This is a genomic window from Aeromonas sp. QDB62, from assembly GCF_027705695.1.
In the GTDB taxonomy this organism is placed as follows: domain Bacteria; phylum Pseudomonadota; class Gammaproteobacteria; order Enterobacterales; family Aeromonadaceae; genus Aeromonas; species Aeromonas allosaccharophila.
Map to the genome: position 1 here is coordinate 110674 of NZ_JAPDCD010000002.1, position 20023 is coordinate 130696.

22 protein-coding genes are annotated in these 20023 nt (G+C 58.4%); 6 read left to right on the top strand and 16 right to left on the bottom strand.

The genetic code is table 11. From position 1 onward, the window contains the following. Positions 1–342 precede the first annotated feature (342 nt). Both mutH and OKC27_RS01580 read left to right on the top strand, forming a co-directional pair. Positions 343–1017 carry a DNA mismatch repair endonuclease MutH gene (gene mutH / locus OKC27_RS01575; protein ID WP_182938762.1) on the top strand — a complete coding sequence of 225 codons (675 nt, stop codon included), beginning with the start codon at positions 343–345 and terminating at the stop codon, positions 1015–1017. 80 nt (positions 1018–1097) lie between these two features. After that, positions 1098–1421, top strand: a complete 324-nt coding sequence (locus OKC27_RS01580; RefSeq protein WP_019445584.1) for an isoamylase early set domain-containing protein — start codon at positions 1098–1100, stop codon at positions 1419–1421. 108 nt (positions 1422–1529) lie between these two features. Here OKC27_RS01580 and rplS read toward each other — a convergent pair whose 3' ends face one another. From rplS to ffh, 5 genes are all read right to left on the bottom strand, one after another. Further along, positions 1530–1877, bottom strand: coding sequence for a 50S ribosomal protein L19 (rplS, locus tag OKC27_RS01585; RefSeq protein WP_005313505.1), 348 nt, complete (start codon positions 1875–1877; stop codon positions 1530–1532). Between the two features lie 32 nt (positions 1878–1909). Beyond that, complete coding sequence (trmD, locus tag OKC27_RS01590) at positions 1910–2659, bottom strand: tRNA (guanosine(37)-N1)-methyltransferase TrmD (protein ID WP_005340400.1); 750 nt, start codon at positions 2657–2659, stop codon at positions 1910–1912. A 34-nt stretch (positions 2660–2693) separates the two neighbouring features. Next, the gene (gene rimM, locus OKC27_RS01595) at positions 2694–3215 is read right to left on the bottom strand and encodes a ribosome maturation factor RimM (protein WP_042059665.1); all 522 of its coding nucleotides are present in this window, start codon (positions 3213–3215) and stop codon (positions 2694–2696) included. Positions 3216–3239: 24 nt separating this feature from the next. Beyond that, positions 3240–3488, bottom strand: coding sequence for a 30S ribosomal protein S16 (gene rpsP / locus OKC27_RS01600; protein WP_042059663.1), 249 nt, complete (start codon positions 3486–3488; stop codon positions 3240–3242). 177 nt (positions 3489–3665) lie between these two features. Continuing rightward, positions 3666–5042 carry a signal recognition particle protein gene (ffh, locus tag OKC27_RS01605; RefSeq protein ID WP_270805883.1) on the bottom strand — a complete coding sequence of 459 codons (1377 nt, stop codon included), beginning with the start codon at positions 5040–5042 and terminating at the stop codon, positions 3666–3668. Positions 5043–5244: 202 nt separating this feature from the next. Here ffh and OKC27_RS01610 point away from each other — a divergent pair, with 202 nt between their 5' ends. Continuing rightward, positions 5245–6033, top strand: a complete 789-nt coding sequence (locus tag OKC27_RS01610; protein ID WP_042059703.1) for a cytochrome C assembly family protein — start codon at positions 5245–5247, stop codon at positions 6031–6033. A gap of 40 nt (positions 6034–6073) precedes the next feature. Further along, the gene (locus OKC27_RS01615) at positions 6074–7354 is read left to right on the top strand and encodes an HlyC/CorC family transporter (RefSeq protein ID WP_042059662.1); all 1281 of its coding nucleotides are present in this window, start codon (positions 6074–6076) and stop codon (positions 7352–7354) included. Positions 7355–7394: 40 nt separating this feature from the next. On the opposite strand, the gene OKC27_RS01620 is transcribed toward OKC27_RS01615, so the two are convergent. Then, entirely contained in the window at positions 7395–7865 is a 471-nt protein-coding gene (locus OKC27_RS01620; protein ID WP_182938760.1) for an Rrf2 family transcriptional regulator, read from the bottom strand. A 111-nt stretch (positions 7866–7976) separates the two neighbouring features. Between OKC27_RS01620 and hmpA the strand changes: the two genes are divergently transcribed. Beyond that, positions 7977–9170, top strand: a complete 1194-nt coding sequence (gene hmpA, locus OKC27_RS01625) for an NO-inducible flavohemoprotein (protein ID WP_270805884.1) — start codon at positions 7977–7979, stop codon at positions 9168–9170. Between the two features lie 99 nt (positions 9171–9269). Here hmpA and OKC27_RS01630 read toward each other — a convergent pair whose 3' ends face one another. The 6 genes from OKC27_RS01630 to OKC27_RS01655 form a co-directional block, all read right to left on the bottom strand. Further along, the gene (locus tag OKC27_RS01630; RefSeq protein WP_156129202.1) at positions 9270–9881 is read right to left on the bottom strand and encodes a tetratricopeptide repeat protein; all 612 of its coding nucleotides are present in this window, start codon (positions 9879–9881) and stop codon (positions 9270–9272) included. A gap of 368 nt (positions 9882–10249) precedes the next feature. Beyond that, positions 10250–11185, bottom strand: a complete 936-nt coding sequence (gene mdh, locus OKC27_RS01635) for a malate dehydrogenase (protein WP_005340384.1) — start codon at positions 11183–11185, stop codon at positions 10250–10252. Between the two features lie 221 nt (positions 11186–11406). Then, entirely contained in the window at positions 11407–12069 is a 663-nt protein-coding gene (artM, locus tag OKC27_RS01640; protein ID WP_058053931.1) for an arginine ABC transporter permease ArtM, read from the bottom strand. Positions 12070–12072: 3 nt separating this feature from the next. Beyond that, positions 12073–12723: an arginine ABC transporter permease ArtQ gene (gene artQ, locus OKC27_RS01645; protein WP_111806089.1), complete on the bottom strand. Its 651-nt coding sequence runs from the start codon at positions 12721–12723 to the stop codon at positions 12073–12075. Positions 12724–12726: 3 nt separating this feature from the next. After that, the gene (locus tag OKC27_RS01650) at positions 12727–13464 is read right to left on the bottom strand and encodes a transporter substrate-binding domain-containing protein (RefSeq protein WP_042024243.1); all 738 of its coding nucleotides are present in this window, start codon (positions 13462–13464) and stop codon (positions 12727–12729) included. A gap of 24 nt (positions 13465–13488) precedes the next feature. Beyond that, a complete protein-coding gene (locus OKC27_RS01655) occupies positions 13489–14229 on the bottom strand; it encodes an ATP-binding cassette domain-containing protein (RefSeq protein WP_111806084.1) in 741 nt (246 codons plus the stop codon). Between the two features lie 201 nt (positions 14230–14430). On the opposite strand from OKC27_RS01655, the gene argR reads away from it, so the two are divergent. Continuing rightward, complete coding sequence (gene argR, locus OKC27_RS01660) at positions 14431–14901, top strand: transcriptional regulator ArgR (protein ID WP_005340378.1); 471 nt, start codon at positions 14431–14433, stop codon at positions 14899–14901. 90 nt (positions 14902–14991) lie between these two features. Here argR and OKC27_RS01665 read toward each other — a convergent pair whose 3' ends face one another. From OKC27_RS01665 to OKC27_RS01680, 4 genes are all read right to left on the bottom strand, one after another. After that, positions 14992–15897: a Dyp-type peroxidase gene (locus tag OKC27_RS01665; protein ID WP_182938758.1), complete on the bottom strand. Its 906-nt coding sequence runs from the start codon at positions 15895–15897 to the stop codon at positions 14992–14994. A gap of 103 nt (positions 15898–16000) precedes the next feature. Then, positions 16001–17035 carry an ABC transporter ATP-binding protein gene (locus OKC27_RS01670; protein ID WP_270805885.1) on the bottom strand — a complete coding sequence of 345 codons (1035 nt, stop codon included), beginning with the start codon at positions 17033–17035 and terminating at the stop codon, positions 16001–16003. Between the two features lie 82 nt (positions 17036–17117). Next, positions 17118–18743 (bottom strand): ABC transporter permease, encoded by a 1626-nt coding sequence (locus OKC27_RS01675; protein ID WP_182938756.1) that lies wholly within the window; start codon positions 18741–18743, stop codon positions 17118–17120. A 39-nt stretch (positions 18744–18782) separates the two neighbouring features. Continuing rightward, positions 18783–19790: a Fe(3+) ABC transporter substrate-binding protein gene (locus OKC27_RS01680; protein ID WP_197970805.1), complete on the bottom strand. Its 1008-nt coding sequence runs from the start codon at positions 19788–19790 to the stop codon at positions 18783–18785. Between the last annotated feature and the right edge of the window lie 233 nt (positions 19791–20023).

Here is a 20023-nt window from a genome sequence, read left to right on the forward strand (position 1 = left end):
GTGGCACAATATCTACCCCGTTTACCCGATAAAAATGGGGTGGCATTCACAATTTTTTGTAACATATCAGCGACTCCACCCACTTTCATCCACTTATCCAAGATTTCTGTGGATAACTGTGTGTAACATCATGCACAAACCCTTGGACAACTATTTCGAGGTCAAACCAGGCCAGGATCACTGCTCGATAAAACAGACAAAACCCTTTAAAATCATCACGATGAGCTGATAGCCCCCAAATTCTCTGCATTTGATCTTATCCACTCAGGATCGGTTATAAAAACAGCGATCCTTCTCGGGATCCTCCCCTGTTAGAATATGGCGAGCAAGATGGAGCCAACTATGCCAAGCAATCCCCAATCCGAGCAGGAGTTATTGAGCCGCGCCTATGCCATGGCTGGCTTCACGCTGGCGCAGCTGGCCGCCGAGGCTGGCATCGCGGTGCCCAACGATCTGCGCCGTGACAAGGGGTGGGTCGGTCAGTTGATCGAGCTGCAACTGGGGGCCAGCGCAGGGAGCAAGCCGGAACAGGACTTCCCTGAGCTGGGGATCGAGCTCAAGACGATCCCCGTGGATCCTCAGGGCAAACCGCTGGAGACCACCTTCGTCTGCGTCGCCCCGCTGATCGGCGTCAGCGGCCAGCGCTGGGAGGAGTCAAACGTGCGCAACAAGCTCTCCCGGGTGCTCTGGATCCCGGTGGAAGGCAGTCGCGAGATCCCGGTTGGCGAGCGGCGGGTCGGCATGCCGCTGATGTGGAGCCCGAATGAAGAGGAAGATCGGCTACTGCGTCAGGACTGGGAGGAGCTGATGGACATGATTGTGCTGGGGGAAGTGGAGCAGATCAGCGCGCGCCACGGCCAGGTGATGCAACTGCGGCCCAAGGCCGCCAACAACAAGGCACTGACAAGAGCCATCGGTCGCGATGGTCAACCCATCATGACCCTGCCGCGCGGCTTCTATCTCAAGATCGACTTCACCCACAGCCTGCTGCAACGCTATTTTGCCTTGCCGACTTGATCTGCCTTATCAACATCTTTGTCATATGATGGTATAAAAATAGACAGGAGCCATTTTTAACTCACAGACAAGGAGGCGTCATGCCACTGATCAAACAGTTTTTAAAGTCCAAGCCCGAGGTCAAGGTGACCTTCGCCGTAGAGAAGGAGGCCGCCGCAGGCGCGGAGCAGGTGATGCTGATCGGTGAGTTCACCCAGTGGCAACCGGTCGAGCTGAAACGCATGAAGAGCGGCGAGTTCAAAGCCACCCTCAATCTGCCGACCGACGGCCCGGGTTACTTCGAATATTGCTACCAGCTCATCACCCCGGAAGGGGAGACCCTCTACGAGAATGACTGGGCAGCGGATGACTATGTACCTGGCCCCTTCGGGCGCGACAACTCGGTAGTACGGGTCATCCAGTAACGGCACCCAGATAGCCAATAGACGGATACAAAAAAGGCTCGCCATTGGCGAGCCTTTTCACTACCTGTCGAGCTATTTGCCGACATACCGACACCAATTCGAATCGAATTAGTTGAGCTTCTCTTTGATACGAGCAGCTTTGCCGGACAGGTTGCGCAGGTAGTACAGTTTGGCGCGGCGAACATCACCACGACGCTTCAGTTCTACACTGTGGATCAGCGGAGAGTGAGTCTGGAATACACGCTCAACACCTTCGCCGTTGGAGATCTTGCGAACGGTGAAAGCAGAGTGCAGACCGCGGTTACGCTTGGCAATAACGATGCCTTCGAAAGCCTGCAGACGCTCTTTACCACCTTCTTTAACACGAACTTGAACACGTACAGTGTCGCCCTGGGCAAAAGCCGGGATGTCGGTACGCAGTTGCTCTTGTTCAAGCTGCTGAATAATCTTGCTCATTGTCTTTCCTTACCTAGGATAAACTGAAAACTCTACTTAACGCTGTCACGCACTTCGCGGACATACTCGGCAAGAAGTGATTCTTGCTCGTCAGTCAGAGCTAGGTTGTTAATAAGTTCCGGCCTTCTTTGCCAGGTTCGTCCGAGCGACTGTTTGAGACGCCAGCGTCGAATCACTTCGTGATTGCCGCTTGTCAGCGCCTCTGGCACCGCCAATCCATCCAACACCTCCGGCCGAGTGTAGTGGGGATGATCCAGCAAGCCATCCGTAAAGGAGTCTTGCTCGGCACTGGCCTGATCGCCCAAAACCCCCGGGACCAGACGCGAAACCGCATCGATCAGGGTCATGGCAGGCAACTCGCCACCACTTAACACGTAATCCCCGATAGACCACTCTTCGTCGACTTCGGTTTGTATCACGCGTTCATCGATACCTTCGTATCGACCGGCTACCAGAATCAGTTTCTGATTCGTCGCCAACTCGGTTACGCCCGCTTGAGTCAGCTTGCGTCCCTGAGGAGAGAGATAGATGACTTTCGCCCCGTCTCCCGCCGCTTGCTTGGCTGCATGAATCGCGTCACGCAGCGGCTGAACCATCATTAACATGCCGGGCCCACCACCATAAGGACGATCATCGACCGTACGGTGTTTATCGTGGGTAAACTCCCGAGGGTTCCAGCACTCAATCTGCAGCAGGCCACTCTTGACGGCCCGACCCGTTACCCCGTGCTCGGTAATGGCTCGGAACATTTCAGGGAAGAGGCTAATGACCCCAATCCACATAAGAAACCTCCGGCACCCGTGTTAGCGCGGGAAACTAGAAACCAGGATCCCAATCAACTTCGATTGTTCGAGCAGTCAGATCAATATTCTTGATCACCTGCTCTTCCAGGAACGGAATTAACCGCTCCTTTGCACCAAAGGCATCTTTTACATTGGCCTCAACCACCAACACATCGTTGGAGCCGGTTTCCATCAATTCGGTCACCTTGCCCAGGTCGTATCCCTTGGTGGTCACCACGGAGCAACCAATCAGGTCACGCCAGTAGAACTCACCTTCAGGCAACGCAGGCAACAGATCAGCGGGTACGCCAATCTCGACATTGGTCAATGCCAGGGCATCTTCGCGCACATCGATACCATCGAGTTTGCAGATCAGACCCTTGTTGTGACGTTTCCAGGATGAAACCCGAATTTCACGCCACGCCCCGTTCTGATTGATCAGCCAGGGGTTGTAATCGAAAATCGCTTCGGCAACATCGGTGAAGGAGTTCACTTTAAGCCAGCCCTTGATGCCATAAACGGTACCCAGGGTGCCCAGAACTATAGGTTTTTCCACCTTAACTCCTTACCGTTTAGCTGATTAAGCAGCTTTTTTAGCGTCTTTGATCAGCTTGGCAACGCGGTCAGAAACAGCGGCACCAGTAGCAACCCAATGCTCGATACGAGCCAGGTCCAGGTTCAGCTTTTCAGCAGAACCAGCAGCAACCGGGTTGAAGAAACCAACGCGCTCGATGAAGCGACCGTCACGGGCGCAACGGCTGTCAGAAACTACTACCTGGTAAAACGGACGCTTTTTCGCGCCACCACGTTGTAAACGAATGGTTACCATATCGTCCTCATTAACATCTAATGAACAAGGCCCGCAAACACGCGGACCCTAGCTTAAAATAAGCCGCGTAATTCTACTTGGATTCGTAATAATTGCAACCAAGCCAGCCATTTTTTGCGCAGAACCGCAATGAAAAGGGGCCTGCCGCGGCAGACCCCCATCAACACGCTGGCCGGATCAGAACGGGCCGCGACCGCCACCGAAACCGGGGGGCATCATGTTCTTCATCTGGCTCATCATCTTGCGCATGCCGCCCTTGCCGGACATTTTTTTCATCATGCGCTGCATCTCGGTGAACTGCTTGAGCAGCTTGTTCACGTCCTGCACCTGCATGCCGGAGCCTGCGGCGATACGGCGTTTGCGGGAACCCTTGATGAGATCAGGATGAGCGCGCTCTTTCGGCGTCATGGAGCTGATGATGGCTTCCATCCGCACGGTGAGCTTGTCATCCATCTGATCTTTCACGTTATCCGGCAAGCCGGACATGCCAGGCAACTTGTCGAGCATCCCCATCATGCCGCCCATGTTGCGCATCTGGACCAGCTGCTCGCGGAAATCTTCCAGATCAAAGCCTTTACCGCTCTTGACCTTGCTGGCCAGCTTGGCCGCTTTCTCTTTATCGACGTTGCGCTCGACTTCCTCGATCAGCGACAGCACATCGCCCATACCGAGGATGCGGGAAGCGAGACGATCCGGGTGGAACGGCTCCAGCGCATCGGTCTTTTCACCCATACCGATAAACTTGACCGGTTTGCCAGTGATGTGACGCACCGACAGGGCGGCACCACCGCGGGCGTCGCCGTCCGCCTTGGTGAGGATCACACCGGTGAGCGGCAATGCTTCGTTAAACGCCTTGGCGGTATTGGCGGCATCCTGACCAGTCATGGCATCGACCACGAACAGGGTTTCGACCGGCTTGATGGTGGCGTGCAGATGCTGGATCTCGGCCATCATCTCGCTGTCGACGTGCAGACGACCGGCGGTATCGACGATCACCACGTCATAGAACTTCTTGCGCGCCTGATCGATGGCGGCGGTGGCGATGTCGACCGGCTTCTGGCTGGCGTCGCTCGGGAAGAAGTCGACCCCGATGTCGCTGGCCAGGGTCTCCAGCTGCTTGATCGCCGCAGGGCGATAGACGTCAGCACTGACCACCAGCACTTTCTTCTTGCTGCGCTCTTTGAGCAGTTTGGCCAGTTTGCCAACTGTGGTGGTCTTACCGGCACCCTGCAGACCGGCCATCAGGATGATCGCAGGCGGCTGGGCAGCCAGGTTGAGCTGTTCGTTGGCCTCCCCCATCACGGTGACCAGTTCACCGTGCACAATCTTGATGAATGCCTGGCCCGGGCTCAGGGATTTGGCCACTTCCTGCCCGACTGCGCGCTCTTTGACGCGCGCCACGAAATCACGCACTACCGGCAGGGCGACATCCGCCTCGAGCAGCGCCATGCGGACTTCGCGCAGGGTTTCCTTGATGTTCTCTTCGGTCAGGCGACCACGGCCACTGACATTGCGCAAGGTGCGCGAGAGTCGTTCAGTCAAATTCTCAAACATGACGGATTCCGGTTCTTGGCGTAATAAATTGGAGGCATTATAACCCAGAGCGGGCGCGAGGACGATTATTCACCGCACCGCAGCAGCAGGGACCTTCTCCCTATATATGGGCAGATCGACCGTTGCACAACTGGCGAGCACTTCTCGTGCAAGGTATACTGCCCCTCTTACCCTCAAAAGCTTGTGCAACAACGACCTGGTTATGATCGTAATCTCTGTTCTGGCCCTGGCGTTTTATCTGCTGGCCATCATCGCCTCCCTGCATCTGTTACTGAGCGCCAAGCCGGTGGGACAGCGCTCCCTGTTTGCCTGTATCGGATTGGCCCTGATCGCCCATGCCAGCGCCCTCGGTTCAGAGGTATTGCAGAGTTCCGGCCAGAACCTGAGCATGCTCAACGTTGCCTCGCTGGTCAGCCTCATCATCAGTTGCTTCATGACCTGCGTCACCCGCCGCTTCAACGGCTGGATCCTGCTGCCGGTGGTCTACAGCTTCTCGGCCCTGTTACTGGCAGCCAGTGCCCTGATCCCGGGTCGCTACATCACCCATCTGGAGGCCCATCCCCAGCTGTTGCTGCACATCGGCCTCGCGCTGATGGCCTACTCGGTATTGATGATCGCCTGTCTGTTTGCGCTGCAGCTCGCCTGTCTGGACAAGCAGCTGAAATCGAGAAAAATCAGTAATCTGCCAGCCATGCCACCACTGATGACGGTGGAGAAACGGCTGTTCCAGCTGATCTCTGCGGGGGTGCTGCTGCTGACCCTCTCCATCGCCTCCGGCCTCTTCTTCCTCGAAGACATGTTCGCCCAGGGCAAATCCCACAAGGCGGTGCTCTCCATTCTTGCCTGGTGTGTCTACGTGCTGTTGCTGTGGGGTCATCACACCTATGGCTGGCGCGGCCGTAAAGTCATCACGCTCAGTCTGATTGGCAGCGTCATCCTGACCCTTGCCTACTTTGGCAGCCGCTTCGTCAAAGAAGTGTTGTTGAGCTGACCCCTACTCTTTTCGTCACACCATCCAACAGGAGCCCTTTTTGGACAGCATCTCAACGAGCACATTACTGATTGTCCTCGTTATCTTGATCCTTCTATCCGCTTTTTTCTCCAGTTCCGAAACCGGCCTGATGTCCATCAACCGCTACAAGCTGCGGCATCTGGCACAGACCAAACACAAAGCCGCACGCCGCGTCGAACAACTGCTCGCCCGCCCCGATCGCCTGCTGGGGCTGATCCTGATCGGCAACAATCTGGTCAATATCCTCGCCTCAGCCATCGCCACTATCGTCTGCATCCGGCTGTTTGGTGATCTCGGCGTCGCCATCGCCACCTTCGGCCTGACCCTGGTGGTGCTGGTGTTTGGTGAAGTGACCCCCAAGACCCTGGCCGCCATGTTCCCGGAGAAGATCGCCTATCCCGCCTCCTGGATCCTGAAAGGATTGATGGTGCCGCTCTCGCCGCTGGTCTGGCTGATCAACGGCATCACCAGCGGCCTGCTCAAGATGCTGAAGATCAATCCCAACAAGGATGACTCCCTCAACACCGAGGAGCTGCGCACCATCGTCAACGAGGCAGGCAACCTGATCCCCAAGCGTCATCAGGAGATGCTGCTCAGCATCCTGGATCTCGACAAGATGCTGGTCGAGGACATCATGGTGCCGCGCAGCGACATCTACGCCATCGACATCAACGATGACTGGAAGAGCATCCAGCGTCAGCTGGCTCACTGCGCCCACACCAAAATCCTGCTCTATCGCGACAATATCGATGACGTTGTCGGCTTTTTACACGCGCGCGATGCCCTGAGACTGGTTGCTCGGGATCTGTTCAACAAATCGAGTCTGTTGCGGGAAGTGGACGAGATCTACTTCATTCCGGAAGGGACCCCGCTCAACGTGCAGCTGGCCAAGTTCCAGCGCAACAAGGAGCGGATCGGCCTGATTGTCGATGAGTATGGCGATATTCAGGGACTGATCACCCTGGACGACATTCTGGAAGAGATCGTGGGCGACTTCACTACCTCCATGACGCCCGCGCCGAGCGACGAGATCCACCCCCAGCCGGACGGCACGTTTTTGGTGGAAGGCTCGGCCAGTGTGCGCGAGCTGAACAAGGAGATGAACTGGCACCTGCCCATCGACGGCCCGCGCACCCTCAACGGTCTGATCCTCGAATATCTGGAGGAGATCCCCCAGCCCAACATCGGGATCCGACTGGCCGGTTATCCTATCGAGATCCTCGATGTGGAGAACAACATGGTAAAGATGGCGCGGATCATGCCGGCATCTTACCGGGCCGATACAGATTCACAACATTGAAAAAGGGCTGCCAGTGGCAGCCCTTTTCTATTGCTCATTTTCATTGTTCGTCTTCGTCATCCGGCTCCAGCACCAGGGTCGGGATCAACTCGCCGAAGACCCGTTGCAACTCGGCACGGTTGGCCAGCAGGTCTTGCAGCGTATAGCTGTCCATCACCGCCAAAAATGCATCCATTGCCTCTCGCAGCGCACTCTTGAGCAGACAAACCGAGACGATATGGCAAACGGGCGAGCCGCAGTCGATCCCGTCCAGATTGCCTTCCAGCGCACGGATAACCTGCCCGATATTGATGGTGGCCGGATCGCAAGCCATGCGAATACCGCCATTCTTGCCCCGCTGGGATTGCAGATAGCCCAGCTTCACCAGCTGATTGACCACCTTCACCATGTGGTTGCGGGAAACGCCATACAGGGCCGATACCTTGGCGACGCTCGACAACTCCCCTTCCGGCAGGGTGGCAAGATAGAGCAGGGCTCTCAATCCGAAATCTGTATAACTGGTTAGTCTCATAAAACCTGATTAGCGCAATGCGAAAAGTGGAGTATTGATTCAAATCAAATAAACATCTAGGATGCCACTTATTAAATGACATTTTATATGTTCAATTAAAACGAGGCCCCTATGCTAGATCAAACCACCGTTGCCGTCATCAAAAGCACCATTCCGCTACTCGAATCAGCAGGTCCGGCCCTTACCCAGCACTTCTATCAGCGGATGTTCAGCCATAACCCGGAGCTGAAAGATATCTTCAACCTGGCCCATCAACGCAGTGGCGGCCAGCCGTTGGCCCTGTTCAATGCGGTCGCGGCTTACGCCAGGAATATCGACAATCTGGGGGCACTCGCCGGTGCGGTCGAGCGGATTGCGCACAAACATACCGGATTCCTGATCCAGCCGGAACAATATCACATTGTAGGTAGTCATCTCTTGGCCACGCTCAAAGAATTGGGCGGAAGTGCGGTCACCGACGAGGTGCTGGAGGCATGGGGCAAGGCGTATGGTGTGCTGGCCGACATCTTCATCGGCCGCGAGCGGGAGATCTATCAGGAGAAGGCCAATCAGGATGGCGGCTGGCAAGGTACCCGCAGCTTCATCATCAAGGAGAAGCGGGCCGAGAGCGCCATCATCACCTCCTTCCTGCTGGCGCCGGAAGATGGCAAGCCGGTATTGGACTTCAAACCGGGCCAATACCTCAGCATTAAGCTGGTTCATCCCGAGCTCGAATATCAGGAGATCCGCCAGTACTCCCTCTCCGATGCCCCCAACGGGCAGGATTACCGCATCAGCGTCAAGCGCGAGCCGCAGGGTCAGGTCTCCAATCTGCTGCACGATCACCTGCAGGTGGGTGACAAGATCGAGGTGATGCCCCCCACTGGCGATTTCTATCTGAAAGCCGACAGCCAGACTCCGGTGGTACTGCTCTCCGCCGGTGTCGGCGTGACGCCGATGATGAGCATGCTTAACCAGCTGCTGGCGAGCGGCCATCAGGCCGATATCACCTGGCTGCACGCCTGCGAACAGGGCGCTGTGCACGCTTTCAGGGAAGATATTCAGCAAAAATCCCGCCAGCATCCCAACTTGCTGAGCCGGGTCTGGTATCGGGAGCCGGAGGCCAATGATGTGCCGGACGAAGATTACGACCTTTCCGGCACCATGGATCTGACCGCAGTGAAGGAACGCATCACGCCAGAGGCCCACTACTACTTCTGTGGCCCCGTGGGCTTCATGCAAGAGATCAAGCGGCAGTTGCTGGCGGCTGGGGTATCAGCCGGGCAGCTTCATTACGAAGTTTTTGGCCCCCATCAAGATCTCTAAGGCGCGGGCGGCCATATAACGGAGGGAGGCTCCGGCCTGTCATGGCACGGCGGCTGGAACCGGACCCACAGATGCAGATCTGTGGGTCATTTTGTTGGATCAGTGCATCGCCTTGGCGCGGGCTACCACGTTGGCCGGCATCCGGTTGCCAAGCCGACTGAGCAGACTCGCCGCCTTCTGGTGCAGCGCCTTGTCACCGATGACAGCACCATGGAGCCAACGGTAGGCATCCTCATAATCGAGCGGGCTGCCCATCCCCTGCAACAGCATCTCGACCCACTCGATGCGGGCGCGCAGAAAACCGAGGCTGGCCGCCTCGCGCATCAGAGTCTCGGCACGCACCAGATCCTTCTGCACCAGGGTTCCTTTCCAGTAGTAGCGGCCCAGTTGCTCCAGCGCGGGCGCCAACCCCTGATTGGCCGCCTCCCACATATATTGCACTCCGAGTTCGGCATTGGGCTTGGTACAGACGCCCCATGCCAACATATCCCCCCAGAGGTACTGATAGGCCGGGATCTTCATCACCGAGGCGCGCGCTTCGATATCCTGAGTCAACTGACAGCGATCCTGCTTCACCTGAGTGAGATGACGCCCCTGCTCAATCCAGTTGAGCAGTTCGTCCTGACGATAGAGCGGCACCGCCTGCAACTCGCCAGCGGCCAGTGGCGCGGGAGGTGCAACCGCAGCAGCGGGTTCCACCGGTTGTGGCAGCGGCGCAGCACCCTCGCCACTGCTGGCGACCGGTGTGGTCGGCTCGGCCGGGAGCAAGACGGGGGCAGCCTCAGAGGGCGTAGGTGTAGTCGCAGAGACAGGCGCCGTTGCCACCGCAGCGCTGCTTTCAGTCGGCATCGAGGCACTGACCGCTGGCGCATCGCTCGATACGGCAGCCGATACCGCCTCGGCACCATAGAGGGGCGCGCTGAATGCACCGACAAGAACGAGAAGGGTAAGGGGTTTCATCATAAGGATCTCCTGCTGCACTCTGTTATCGGCACCAACCCCCATCCCCTTAGCCTGCCGGGCGGATCTCATCAATACAAAAGGGAGCCGAAGCTCCCTTGTTGGCACGGTTGACCCGCTTACTTGACGAAATCGACACCCAGCTGGATATCGGCTTTCAGGGTAGCCAGCATGCCTTCCATCGCTTCTTGCTCGAACGCGCTCAGCTTGCCGTAATCCAGTACGGTTTCGACGCCGTTCTTGCCCAGCAGTACCGGCTGCGCGAAGAAGGTGGCGTGCTCGCCGTTGCCTTCCACGTAGGCGCACTCAACAACGTTGGCTTCACCCTGCAGACCCTTGATGAGGGAGAGACCGAAACGGCAAGCCGCCTGACCCATGGAGAGGGTCGCAGAACCGCCACCGGCTTTGGCTTCCACCACTTCGGTACCGGCATTCTGGATGCGCTTGGTCATGGCAGCCACTTCTTCTGCAGTGAAGGAGGCGCCTTCAATCTGGGAGAGCAGCGGCAGAATGGTCACGCCACTGTGACCACCGATCACGTTGACGCGAACCTTGTCGATGTTCAGCCCTTTGGCGGCGGCCACGAAGGTCTCGGCGCGGATCACGTCCAGGGTGGTGACACCGAACAGACGGCGCTTGTCATAGACACCGGCTTTCTTCAGCACTTCGGCGGCGATGGCCACAGTGGTGTTGACCGGGTTGGTGATGATGCCGATCAGTGCTTTCGGACAAGTGGCCGCGCACTTCTCGACCAGATTCTTGACGATACCGGCGTTGATGTTGAACAGGTCGGAGCGATCCATCCCCGGCTTGCGTGCCACACCGGCGGAGATCAGCACCACATCGGCCCCAACCAGCGCAGGAGTCGGATCTTCACCGCAGAAGCCCTTGATGGCGACGTCGGTAGGAATATGACTGAGGTCAACGGCCACACCCGGGGTGACCGGGGCGATGTCATACAGGCTCAGCTCGGAGCCAGCCGGCAGACGGTTTTTCAACAGCAGAGCGAGGGCTTGACCGATGCCACCAGCGGCACCCAGAACGGCAACTTTCATGATCAACTCCATGTTTAAGCGTAGGTTTAAGGTTGTTTCTTGTTGTGCGCCCAACCTTAATGGATCCCCCCATAAAAAACAATCTGATAACAGTTGCAGTCACGGGTTCTGTGAGCCACGAAACACGCGGGAGCAAAAATTGGAGGGAAATACAAAAAGTTGGAGGAGAAGCACAGTTTTTCTGCACTTCTCCTTACCATAAAGAGGTAGTTATGAAGGTTTCAGGATTGAAATGCCAACGCCCGTTTTTCACACCAGCGAAAACCAATTGTTAACAATCCGTTCATCGCCAGATACAGCCCGCCAGCCACCCCGAACACCGCCAGGGTATCGTAGGTCTGGGCATTCAACCCCTGCGCCAGCCCCATGATGTCCATGATGGTGATGGTACTGGCGAGGGAACTCCCCTTGAGCACCAGGATCACCTCGTTGGAGTAGGCAGGCACCAGATGACGGGCCGCGTGGCGCACCTTCATCCAGAGGGTTTGCCCGGAGGAGAAACCCAGCGCCCGGCACGCTTCCACCTCACCGGCCGGGATGGCATCGAGCGCCCCCTTGAACAACCGGGTGGAGTAGGCCGCCGTGTTGAGACCCAGTGCCAGCACGGCGCAGAACCAAGGCTGCTTGAGCAGCGGCCAGAGCGGGCTGGCTTTCAGCCACTCGAACTGCCCCGGCCCGTAGTAAATCAGGAAGATCTGAATGAGCAGCGGCGTACCGGTAAAGATCAGCACCCACAGCTGCACCAGCTGGGTCGCCACCGGCAGGCGCAGCTCCAGCACCCAGGTCATCAGGGCCGCCAGAGCTATCCCCAGCAGCAGGCTGAACAGAGTCAGCTCCAGTGTGGTGACCAGACCGCCCAGCAACGTAACGAGATACTCTTGCATCAGTTAGCCTCCGTAGCGGCGGGTGTAGCGGGCAGCGAGCCCGAGGCCGTACTCGCTCACCAAACTGATAGCCAGATAGATGAGGGCGGCGGCGGCATACCAGGTGAACGGCTCATAGGTACTGGCCGAGGCCATCTGCGCCTGACGCATCATCTCGTTGACCCCGATCAGCGACACCAGCGCGGTGTCTTTCAGCAGCACCAGCCACTGGTTGCCGAGGCCCGGCAGGGCGTGACGCCACGCCTGCGGCAACACGATACGAAAGAAGATGTGGCCCTTGCCAAGACCCAGCGCCATCGCCGCCAACCGTTGCCCGGCAGGCACTGCATTGAGTGCCGCCCGCAGGGTCTGGGTCGCATAGCTGGCAAACAGCAGGGAGAGCGCCAGCACGCCGCAGGCAAACGGGCTGAACTCCACATACTCGCCGGTGATGAGGAACAGCACCTGGGTCGAGCCGAAGTAGATGAACAGCACCACCAGCAACTCGGGCAGGCCACGGATCAGCGTGGTCAGAGTGGCCACCGGCCACACCAGCGCACGCTGCTTGCTGAGCTCGGCGGCACTGAACGCCAGTGCCAACACCATGCCCCCGACCAGTGATGCCAAGGCCAGCCCGAGGGTCATCCAGGCTGCATCCAACAACAGGCTCAACATGGCTTACTGCGCGAAGTATTTGTCGAAGATTTTCTGATAGGTGCCGTTGGCCTTGATCTCGGCCAGCCCCTTGTTCAGCTGAGTCAGCAGCTCCTGATTGCCCTTGGCGACCGCGATGCCAAAGCCGGTACCGAAGTACTTGGCATCGGTCACCGGCGTACCCACTACCGCATACTCCTTGTGTTGCTTCAGCCAGTCGGCAGCAACGGCGGTATCGGCAAACACACCGTCGGTACGGCCATTCATCATGTCGAGGAAGGCGCTCTGGTAGCTGGCATAAGGCACGGTCAGCAGACCCTTGCTCACCCAGTTATCCACCAGATAGGACTGGTGAGAGGTGCCGTTCTGCACACCGACAGTCTTGTCGACCATCTCTTCCGGCCCCTTGAAGGCATCTTTCTTGGCGACGAATACTGCCGAGTTCTCGTAGTAGATGTCGGAGAAATCGACCTGCGCGGAGCGCTCCGGAGTCACGTCCATGGCGGCGATGGCGGCATCATAGCGACGGAATTTCAGGCTGGGGATCAGGCTGTCAAAGGCCTGGTTGTGGAAGCTGCACTCCAGCTTGGCCTGCTCGCAAATGGCGCGAGCCAGATCGATGTCAAAACCCTGAAACTCGTTCTTGTCATCCAGGTATTCGAACGGCGCGTAGGTGGCCTCGGTGGCGAACTTGATCTCTTTGGCCATGACCGAGGTACTCAACAGACCCATGGCAGCAACCAACAACAGACTCTTTTTCATGACAGCTTCCTTATCGATTCAATATCAATGCATCAAGAATTCGGCAAACCGGCTGGTTTGCGGGGATTGGAAAATGGCGGCGGTGCCGGATTCGATGATCCGCCCCTTCTCCAGATAAATCACCTGACTGGCCACCTTGCGGGCAAAATCGACCTCGTGGGTCACCACCACCTGGGTAATGCCGGTCTGGCTCAGGTTGCGGATAATCTCGGCCACCTCTTTGGTGATCTCGGGATCCAGCGCGGCAGTCGGTTCGTCAAACAGCAGCACTTCCGGGTCCATCATCAGGGTACGGGCAATGGCCACCCGCTGCTGCTGACCGCCGGAGAGACGGGCAGGCCAGGCATCGCGCTTGTCGGCCAGCTGCAACTGGGCCAGCAGATAGGCCCCCTTCTCGATGGCGGCCTCCTTGCTCATGCCGAGCACCTTGACCGGCGCTTCAATCAGATTCTCCATCACAGTGAGATGTGGCCAGAGATTGTACTGCTGGAACACCATACCCACCTTGCGACGCAGCAGTTGGGACTGGCGGTTGAATTCGGCAGCAGAGAGGGCGTTCGGGAAAGAAAATTCACTTTCGCCAATCCGCAGAACACCCGCATCCGGGGTATCCAGCAGGTTCATCATCCGTAGCAGGGAACTCTTGCCAGCACCGCTCGGGCCCAGCAACACCAAGGTTTCACCGGGGGATGTCCGAAAGCTGACCTGTTGCAGAACCGGCACCTTGTGCCAGGATTTCTCGATACCTATTAATTCAATACCCATACAGCCCAATTGAATAAGTTTTCAAAATTTCATCCCGATTCTATCCCTAATAGAGGTTGATGCAAGCCATTTTTGAATCAATATGCAGAACAAGCGCCGCTTCCTTGCAAAAAACGGCATATGAATGCAAAATGGCCTCGCTGTTCGTATCTGCCGCCTGTGTCACACAGGCCGCCACACCTCCTCATTCGTGAGACCAAGATGAAACACAACGACAAGCAAGAAAAACTGGCCAAGGCCTTTAAAGCCTTGCTGAAAGAAGAGCGCTTTGGCTCCCAGGCAGAGATCGTCACCGCCCTGCAAGAGCTGGGCTTCGAGAACATCAACCAGTCCAAGGTATCGCGCATGCTGAGCCGCTTCGGCGCCGTTCGCACTCGCAATGCCAAGATGGAGATGGTCTACTGCCTGCCGGTGGAGCTGGGCGTGCCCACCACCTCCAGCCCGCTCAAGAATCTGGTACTGGACGTCGACCACAACGGCGCACTGGTGGTGATCCACACCAGCCCGGGCGCGGCCCAGCTGATCGCCCGCCTGCTCGACTCCCTCGGCAAGGCAGAGGGGATCCTCGGCACCATCGCCGGTGATGACACCATCTTCATCACCCCGACCAGCGATACCGATATCGAAGAGCTCTACCTCTCCGCACTCGAGCTGTTCGAACAGACCCCGTAATGGTGGCCACCGCGTCATAGCGATCACGCCAGAACGAAAAATCCCGGCCAAGGCCGGGATTTTTGTTTTCTGCAGCTTCGTCAGGCGGGCTTATTTGCCCTGTGCCATCAAAAAGCCTTCCGATGGGGCGAAGAAAGCCGCGCCGGTCACTGCCTTGGTGAAGCGCAGCAGGTGATCGAAGTGGCTGCCCTCCCCCTTGTACATGCTGGCCAGCATGGCGTTGAAGTGCTGCGGTGTGCGGCAGCAGGAGATGAAGTAGAGCCCCTGCTCGCGCATGGTGCCCCAGGGCATGCTCTGGCGCAGGATCTCCATAGACTCCCCTTTCGGAGTCTTGAGGTTGACCCGCTTGATGTGGGCGGTCAGCGGCTTGGCGGCAGACTCATACTCGATGTTGTCGGGCTTGGTGCGACCGATAATGTCTTCCTGCTCTTTTTGCGCCAGCTTCTCCCAGTCGCTCATGGCGTGGACCCAGCGCTGGACGTGAATGTAGGATCCACCGGCAAACTCGCCATCGGCCAACAACGCCACTTCGGCGCGATGCTCATCCTGCGGGTTCTCGGTGCCATCGACGAAACCGGTCAGGTCACGGCAATCCAGATTGCGGAAACCGCGCACCTCTTCGGCCAGCTCGACCAGTCCGGCCAGCAGCGCCATCACGCGGTGACCGACGTGGTGCAGTACATCCACCCGATCGGCACGCAGCTGAATAAAGAGATCAAACGGGGTGTTGGGCGCTTCCTGACCGTTGGCGGATTGCGCCATAAAGCTACGGAACTGGGGCGGACGGGCGGCAGGGTAGAGACCATCCCAGGCATCGGCGCCAACGGCAACCAGCCCGCTGAAACCGGCATCGGGGAAATCGGCGGCCACCGCCTGCCACAGGGCAGGCAACTTGGCCAGACGGCCGGCCAGTTCGGCGGCATCGCCGGTGCGATTGAACATCAGATAGAGGGCGTGCAGATTCGGCTCTGCGCAGATCCCGGCTTGGGCTTTCATATATCTCTCCCCTGAGTAGGCGTTAGCGTTACGGGCTATTAGCGTTGCGCGATTATAAACCAGAGTTGTTCCAGTTCTTTGATTTCACGACGATATCACGCGTTCAGGGTAAAGGGTCGAACAACACCAGCCCATGAGGGGCGACCTTGATCCGTGCCCGCATCCCTTCAAGGGGCTCGCCAATGCTCGCCTCCAGCTGCAGATCGCCACACTCGAACAGCACCCGGCAATGGTGGCCGAGGAACTGCTGCTCCACCACCTTGAGCTCGCCCTCTGCGGCGCTCTCCAGCAGCAGTTGCTGGGGTCTGAGCATCAACTGCAACTGCTCGCCCACCGCACGACCATGGGGTTCGCTGCCACAGATGACCCCGAGCGCCGTCTGCACGCAGTGGCTGTCCACCACCTCGGCGGCCAGATAGTTGACCCCGCCGAGAAACTCCGCCACGAAGCGGTTTTGCGGGCGGCGATAGAGCTGCTCCGGCTGGCCCACCTGCTCGATGTGACCGGCGCGAAACAGCGCCAGCCGATCGGCGAAGGCGAATGCCTCCTCCTTGCTGTGGCTGACGAAGATGGCGCCGATCCCCTGCTGCTTGAGCAGGGCGCGGATCTCGAGGATCAACTTCATCCGCACCTGGGTGTCGATGTTGGAGAAGGGTTCATCCAGCAGCATCAGCCGCGGCTTGCAGACCAGCGCCCGGGCGATGGCCACCCGCTGCTGCTGGCCACCGGAGAGCTGGTGCGGATAACGATCCCCCAGCCCCTGCAGATTGACCAGCGCCAGCGCCTCGTCCACCTGCTGCTGGTGGGCTCGGTGATCGAGTCGGGTCAGACCGAAACCGACGTTGTCGGCCACCGTCAGGTGGGGGAAGAGGGCGTAATCCTGAAAGATCATCCCGATATTGCGCGCCTCGGGCGGCACGCTGGCATCCGCCCCGTCGAGCAGGGTATCGCCGAGGCGGATCGTACCCTCTGCCAGCGGCAGCAGGCCGGCGATGGCCTTGAGCAGCGTGGTTTTGCCGCAGCCGCTCGCTCCCAGCAAACAGACGATCTCGTTGTCTGCCACCGTCAGGGAGAGCTGTTCCAGCACATTGCGACCGTTGTAACGGCAGCTGACATTTTCAACCTGCAAACAGGACAAGGCTGACTTCCTCTCGTTTCTGGCGGCGCGCTGCCTTTCGGTTCAGCGCACCACATGCAATTTCATTGGCCGACGTGGCGACTCAGTGGCCCGGACTGTCCAGAGTGCGGTTGACCCAGATCAGCGGCAACAGCCCCACCAGCACGATAACGATGGCGCCCAGCGCGCCGCGCTCCAGCATCTCGTCCGAGACGAACTGGTAGACGTGGGTCGCCAGGGTGTCGAAGTTGAACGGCCGCAGCAGCAGCGCCGCAGGCAGCTCCTTCATGGATTCGATAAACACCAGCATGGCACCGGCAAACAGACCGCGGCGCACCAGCGGCAGGTGCACCCGCCGCAGCATGCCGCCATCACCCTGCCCCAGGGAGCGGGCCGCCATGTCGAGACTGGGAGAGATCTTGCCCATGCTGCTCTCCACCGAGCCGATGGCGATGGCCACGAAGCGCACCAGATAGCCGAACACGATGGCGGTGATGGTGCCGGTCAGCAGCAGCCCCGGCCCCTGACGCCCCAACCACTCGGCCAGATCGTTGATGGCAAAGTCGAGGGCGGTGAGCGGCACCAGCACGCCGATGGCCAGCACGGTCCCCGGCATGGCGTATCCCATGGCGGCGATGCGCAGGGGCAGCAGACTCTTGATCCCGCCATCGAGACGGCGGAAGAAGCCCAGCAGCAGTGCAATCCCCATCGCTAGCAGGGCGGTTAGCGCCGAGATGAGCAGACTGTTACCGGCAAAGCGGACGAACTCCGGCGTCCACGACAACTCGAAGTAGCGCACCCCGTAATCAAGCAGGATGACGAACGGCAGGCCGAAGCCGGCCAGCACCAGACCCCAGCACCAGAGACCAGCCAGCCAACGGCGAATCCCCTTGAGCGGGTAGCGCAGCGGCTGCTCATGACCCATGGACTTCTGGAACACCTGCTGCCGGCTGCGAGAGCGGCGCTCTAGCGCGATCAGCAGTACCACTGCCAGCAGCATCAGGCAGGAGAGTTTGGCCGCGGTGGCCAGACTGCCATAGCCGAGCCAGGTGTCGTAGACCGCCGTGGTCAGGGTATTGATGGCAAAGAAGTGGACGGTGGCGAAGTCAGCCAACGTCTCCATCGCCACCAGCGATACCGCCACCATGATGGCGGGGCGCGCCAGCGGCAGGCTGAGGCGGCGAAAACTCTGCCAGGGGGTACAACCGAGCAAGCGGCTGGAGTGGATCAGGCTGACCGACTGCTCCAGAAAGGAGGCGCGGGTCAGCAGATAGACATAGGGAAACAACACCAAAGCCAGCACCCAGGCGGCGCCGCCAAGGGAGCGAATGGCAGGAAACCAGTAATCGGCCGGAGTGTTCCAGCCAAAGAGTGTGCGCAACCCGGCCTGTAGCGGGCCCGAGTAGTCGAGCAGGTCGGTATAGACATAGGCAACGATATAGGAGGGCATCGCCATCGGCAGCATCAGCGCCCACTGCAGGGCGCGCCTCCCCGGTACCTGACACATGGCCACCAGCCAGGCGGTTGGCACGCCAAACAGCAGGCTGAGCAGCACCACGCCGACCACCAGCCCAAGGGTATTGGCCAGATAATCGAGCAGCACGGTATCGGCGAGGTGACGAAACAGATCTCCCTCAGCCGAGAAGGCTGAGAAAAGCAGGGCTATAACCGGTAAACCCAGCAGCAGGGCGATGGCCCAGCTGCCGGTCATCCATCCAAAATTTTTCATGAGACCACAGAGGTTGATGGGGCCGTTGGCCCCATCTGATTACAAGTCGAACTTCACTTCATCCAGCAACTGCAAGGCGTCCTTGCGGTGCTTGGCATAATCGCTGACCGGTAGTGCGTCAGACTTGAAACTGCCCCAGGACTTGACCATGGCGGAAGGCTCGACCCCGGCCTTGACCGGATACTCGGCGTTCACGTCCGCATACATGTGCTGGGCGGTATCGCCGGCGAGGAACTCCATCAGCTTCTGGGCCTCGGCCTTGTTCTTGGCATACTTGGTCATGGCCACGCCGCTCACGTTGACGTGGGCACCGCGGTCAGCCTGATTCGGGAAGTTGATATAAACCGCATCCGCCCAGGACTTCTGCGCCGGATCTTTCAACATGGCGCCCAGATAGTAGCTGTTGCCGAGCGACACGTCACAGATACCATCCTTGATCGCCTTGACCTGATCCCGGTCGTTGCCCTGCGGTTTGCGCGCCAGGTTGGCCTTGACTCCTTCCAGCCAGGTTTTGGTCTCGGCCATGCCGTGATGGGCAATCATCGAGGAGACCAGCGCCACATTGTACTCATGCTTGCCGCTGCGGGTGCAGATTTTCCCTTTGAATTCCGGCTTGGCCAGATCTTCGTAGCTGATGGTGTCGAGCTTGCCGAGACGATCCTTGCTGGAGTAGATGGCGCGCACCCGGGTGGTCAGGGCGAACCAGCGATTCTCCGGATCACGATAGATGGCGGGGATGTTCTCCTGCAGGATCTTGCTGTCCGCCGGCTGCACCAGCCCCTTGTCCACCAGATCGGTCAGACGGCTGATATCGACGGTCAGCATCAGGTCGGCCGGAGAGAGTTTGCCTTCCCGCTCCAGACGCTCGTTCAACCCCTCTTTGGCGAACACCACGTTCACCTTGATGCCCGATTCCTTCTCGAACTGCTGGATGATGGGCTTGATCAGCTCATCCTGCCGGTTGGAGTAGACATTCACTTCCCCGGCCGCCAATGCCGACTGAGCAGCCAACGCAGAGAAAGCCAGTGCCAACATCTTCATTTTCATCATCCATTCCTTGATTAGCTATACAGAGTGATAACGATTGCCGTTTGCATTCTGCATACATCTTATAAGCGGATCAAGAACGCTTGCCATCGTACTTCACATATTTAATCGCCAATAAAATTAAAGAGGCCGGATGGAATCCCATCCGGCCTCTTCTGACCAACACATTCTGTTAATCAGGCTTCAATAAGCGCTCACCCCATCGGGATTCCCCGAGGTCGGGAGGTCAGCAG

Coding starts and splice junctions, on each gene's coding strand:
- rpsP (WP_042059663.1), bottom strand. CDS start 3,488: ATGGTAACCATTCGTTTACAACGTGGTGGCGCGAAAAAGCGTCCGTTT.
- OKC27_RS01680 (WP_197970805.1), bottom strand. CDS start 19,790: ATGAAAATGAAGATGTTGGCACTGGCTTTCTCTGCGTTGGCTGCTCAG.
- OKC27_RS01665 (WP_182938758.1), bottom strand. CDS start 15,897: ATGAAAGCCCAAGCCGGGATCTGCGCAGAGCCGAATCTGCACGCCCTC.
- ffh (WP_270805883.1), bottom strand. CDS start 5,042: ATGTTTGAGAATTTGACTGAACGACTCTCGCGCACCTTGCGCAATGTC.
- rplS (WP_005313505.1), bottom strand. CDS start 1,877: ATGAGCAAGATTATTCAGCAGCTTGAACAAGAGCAACTGCGTACCGAC.
- artM (WP_058053931.1), bottom strand. CDS start 12,069: ATGCAAGAGTATCTCGTTACGTTGCTGGGCGGTCTGGTCACCACACTG.
- OKC27_RS01650 (WP_042024243.1), bottom strand. CDS start 13,464: ATGAAAAAGAGTCTGTTGTTGGTTGCTGCCATGGGTCTGTTGAGTACC.
- argR (WP_005340378.1), top strand. CDS start 14,431: ATGAAACACAACGACAAGCAAGAAAAACTGGCCAAGGCCTTTAAAGCC.
- artQ (WP_111806089.1), bottom strand. CDS start 12,723: ATGTTGAGCCTGTTGTTGGATGCAGCCTGGATGACCCTCGGGCTGGCC.
- OKC27_RS01610 (WP_042059703.1), top strand. CDS start 5,245: ATGATCGTAATCTCTGTTCTGGCCCTGGCGTTTTATCTGCTGGCCATC.
- OKC27_RS01675 (WP_182938756.1), bottom strand. CDS start 18,743: ATGAAAAATTTTGGATGGATGACCGGCAGCTGGGCCATCGCCCTGCTG.
- OKC27_RS01655 (WP_111806084.1), bottom strand. CDS start 14,229: ATGGGTATTGAATTAATAGGTATCGAGAAATCCTGGCACAAGGTGCCG.
- mutH (WP_182938762.1), top strand. CDS start 343: ATGCCAAGCAATCCCCAATCCGAGCAGGAGTTATTGAGCCGCGCCTAT.
- trmD (WP_005340400.1), bottom strand. CDS start 2,659: ATGTGGATTGGGGTCATTAGCCTCTTCCCTGAAATGTTCCGAGCCATT.
- mdh (WP_005340384.1), bottom strand. CDS start 11,185: ATGAAAGTTGCCGTTCTGGGTGCCGCTGGTGGCATCGGTCAAGCCCTC.
- OKC27_RS01620 (WP_182938760.1), bottom strand. CDS start 7,865: ATGAGACTAACCAGTTATACAGATTTCGGATTGAGAGCCCTGCTCTAT.
- OKC27_RS01580 (WP_019445584.1), top strand. CDS start 1,098: ATGCCACTGATCAAACAGTTTTTAAAGTCCAAGCCCGAGGTCAAGGTG.
- hmpA (WP_270805884.1), top strand. CDS start 7,977: ATGCTAGATCAAACCACCGTTGCCGTCATCAAAAGCACCATTCCGCTA.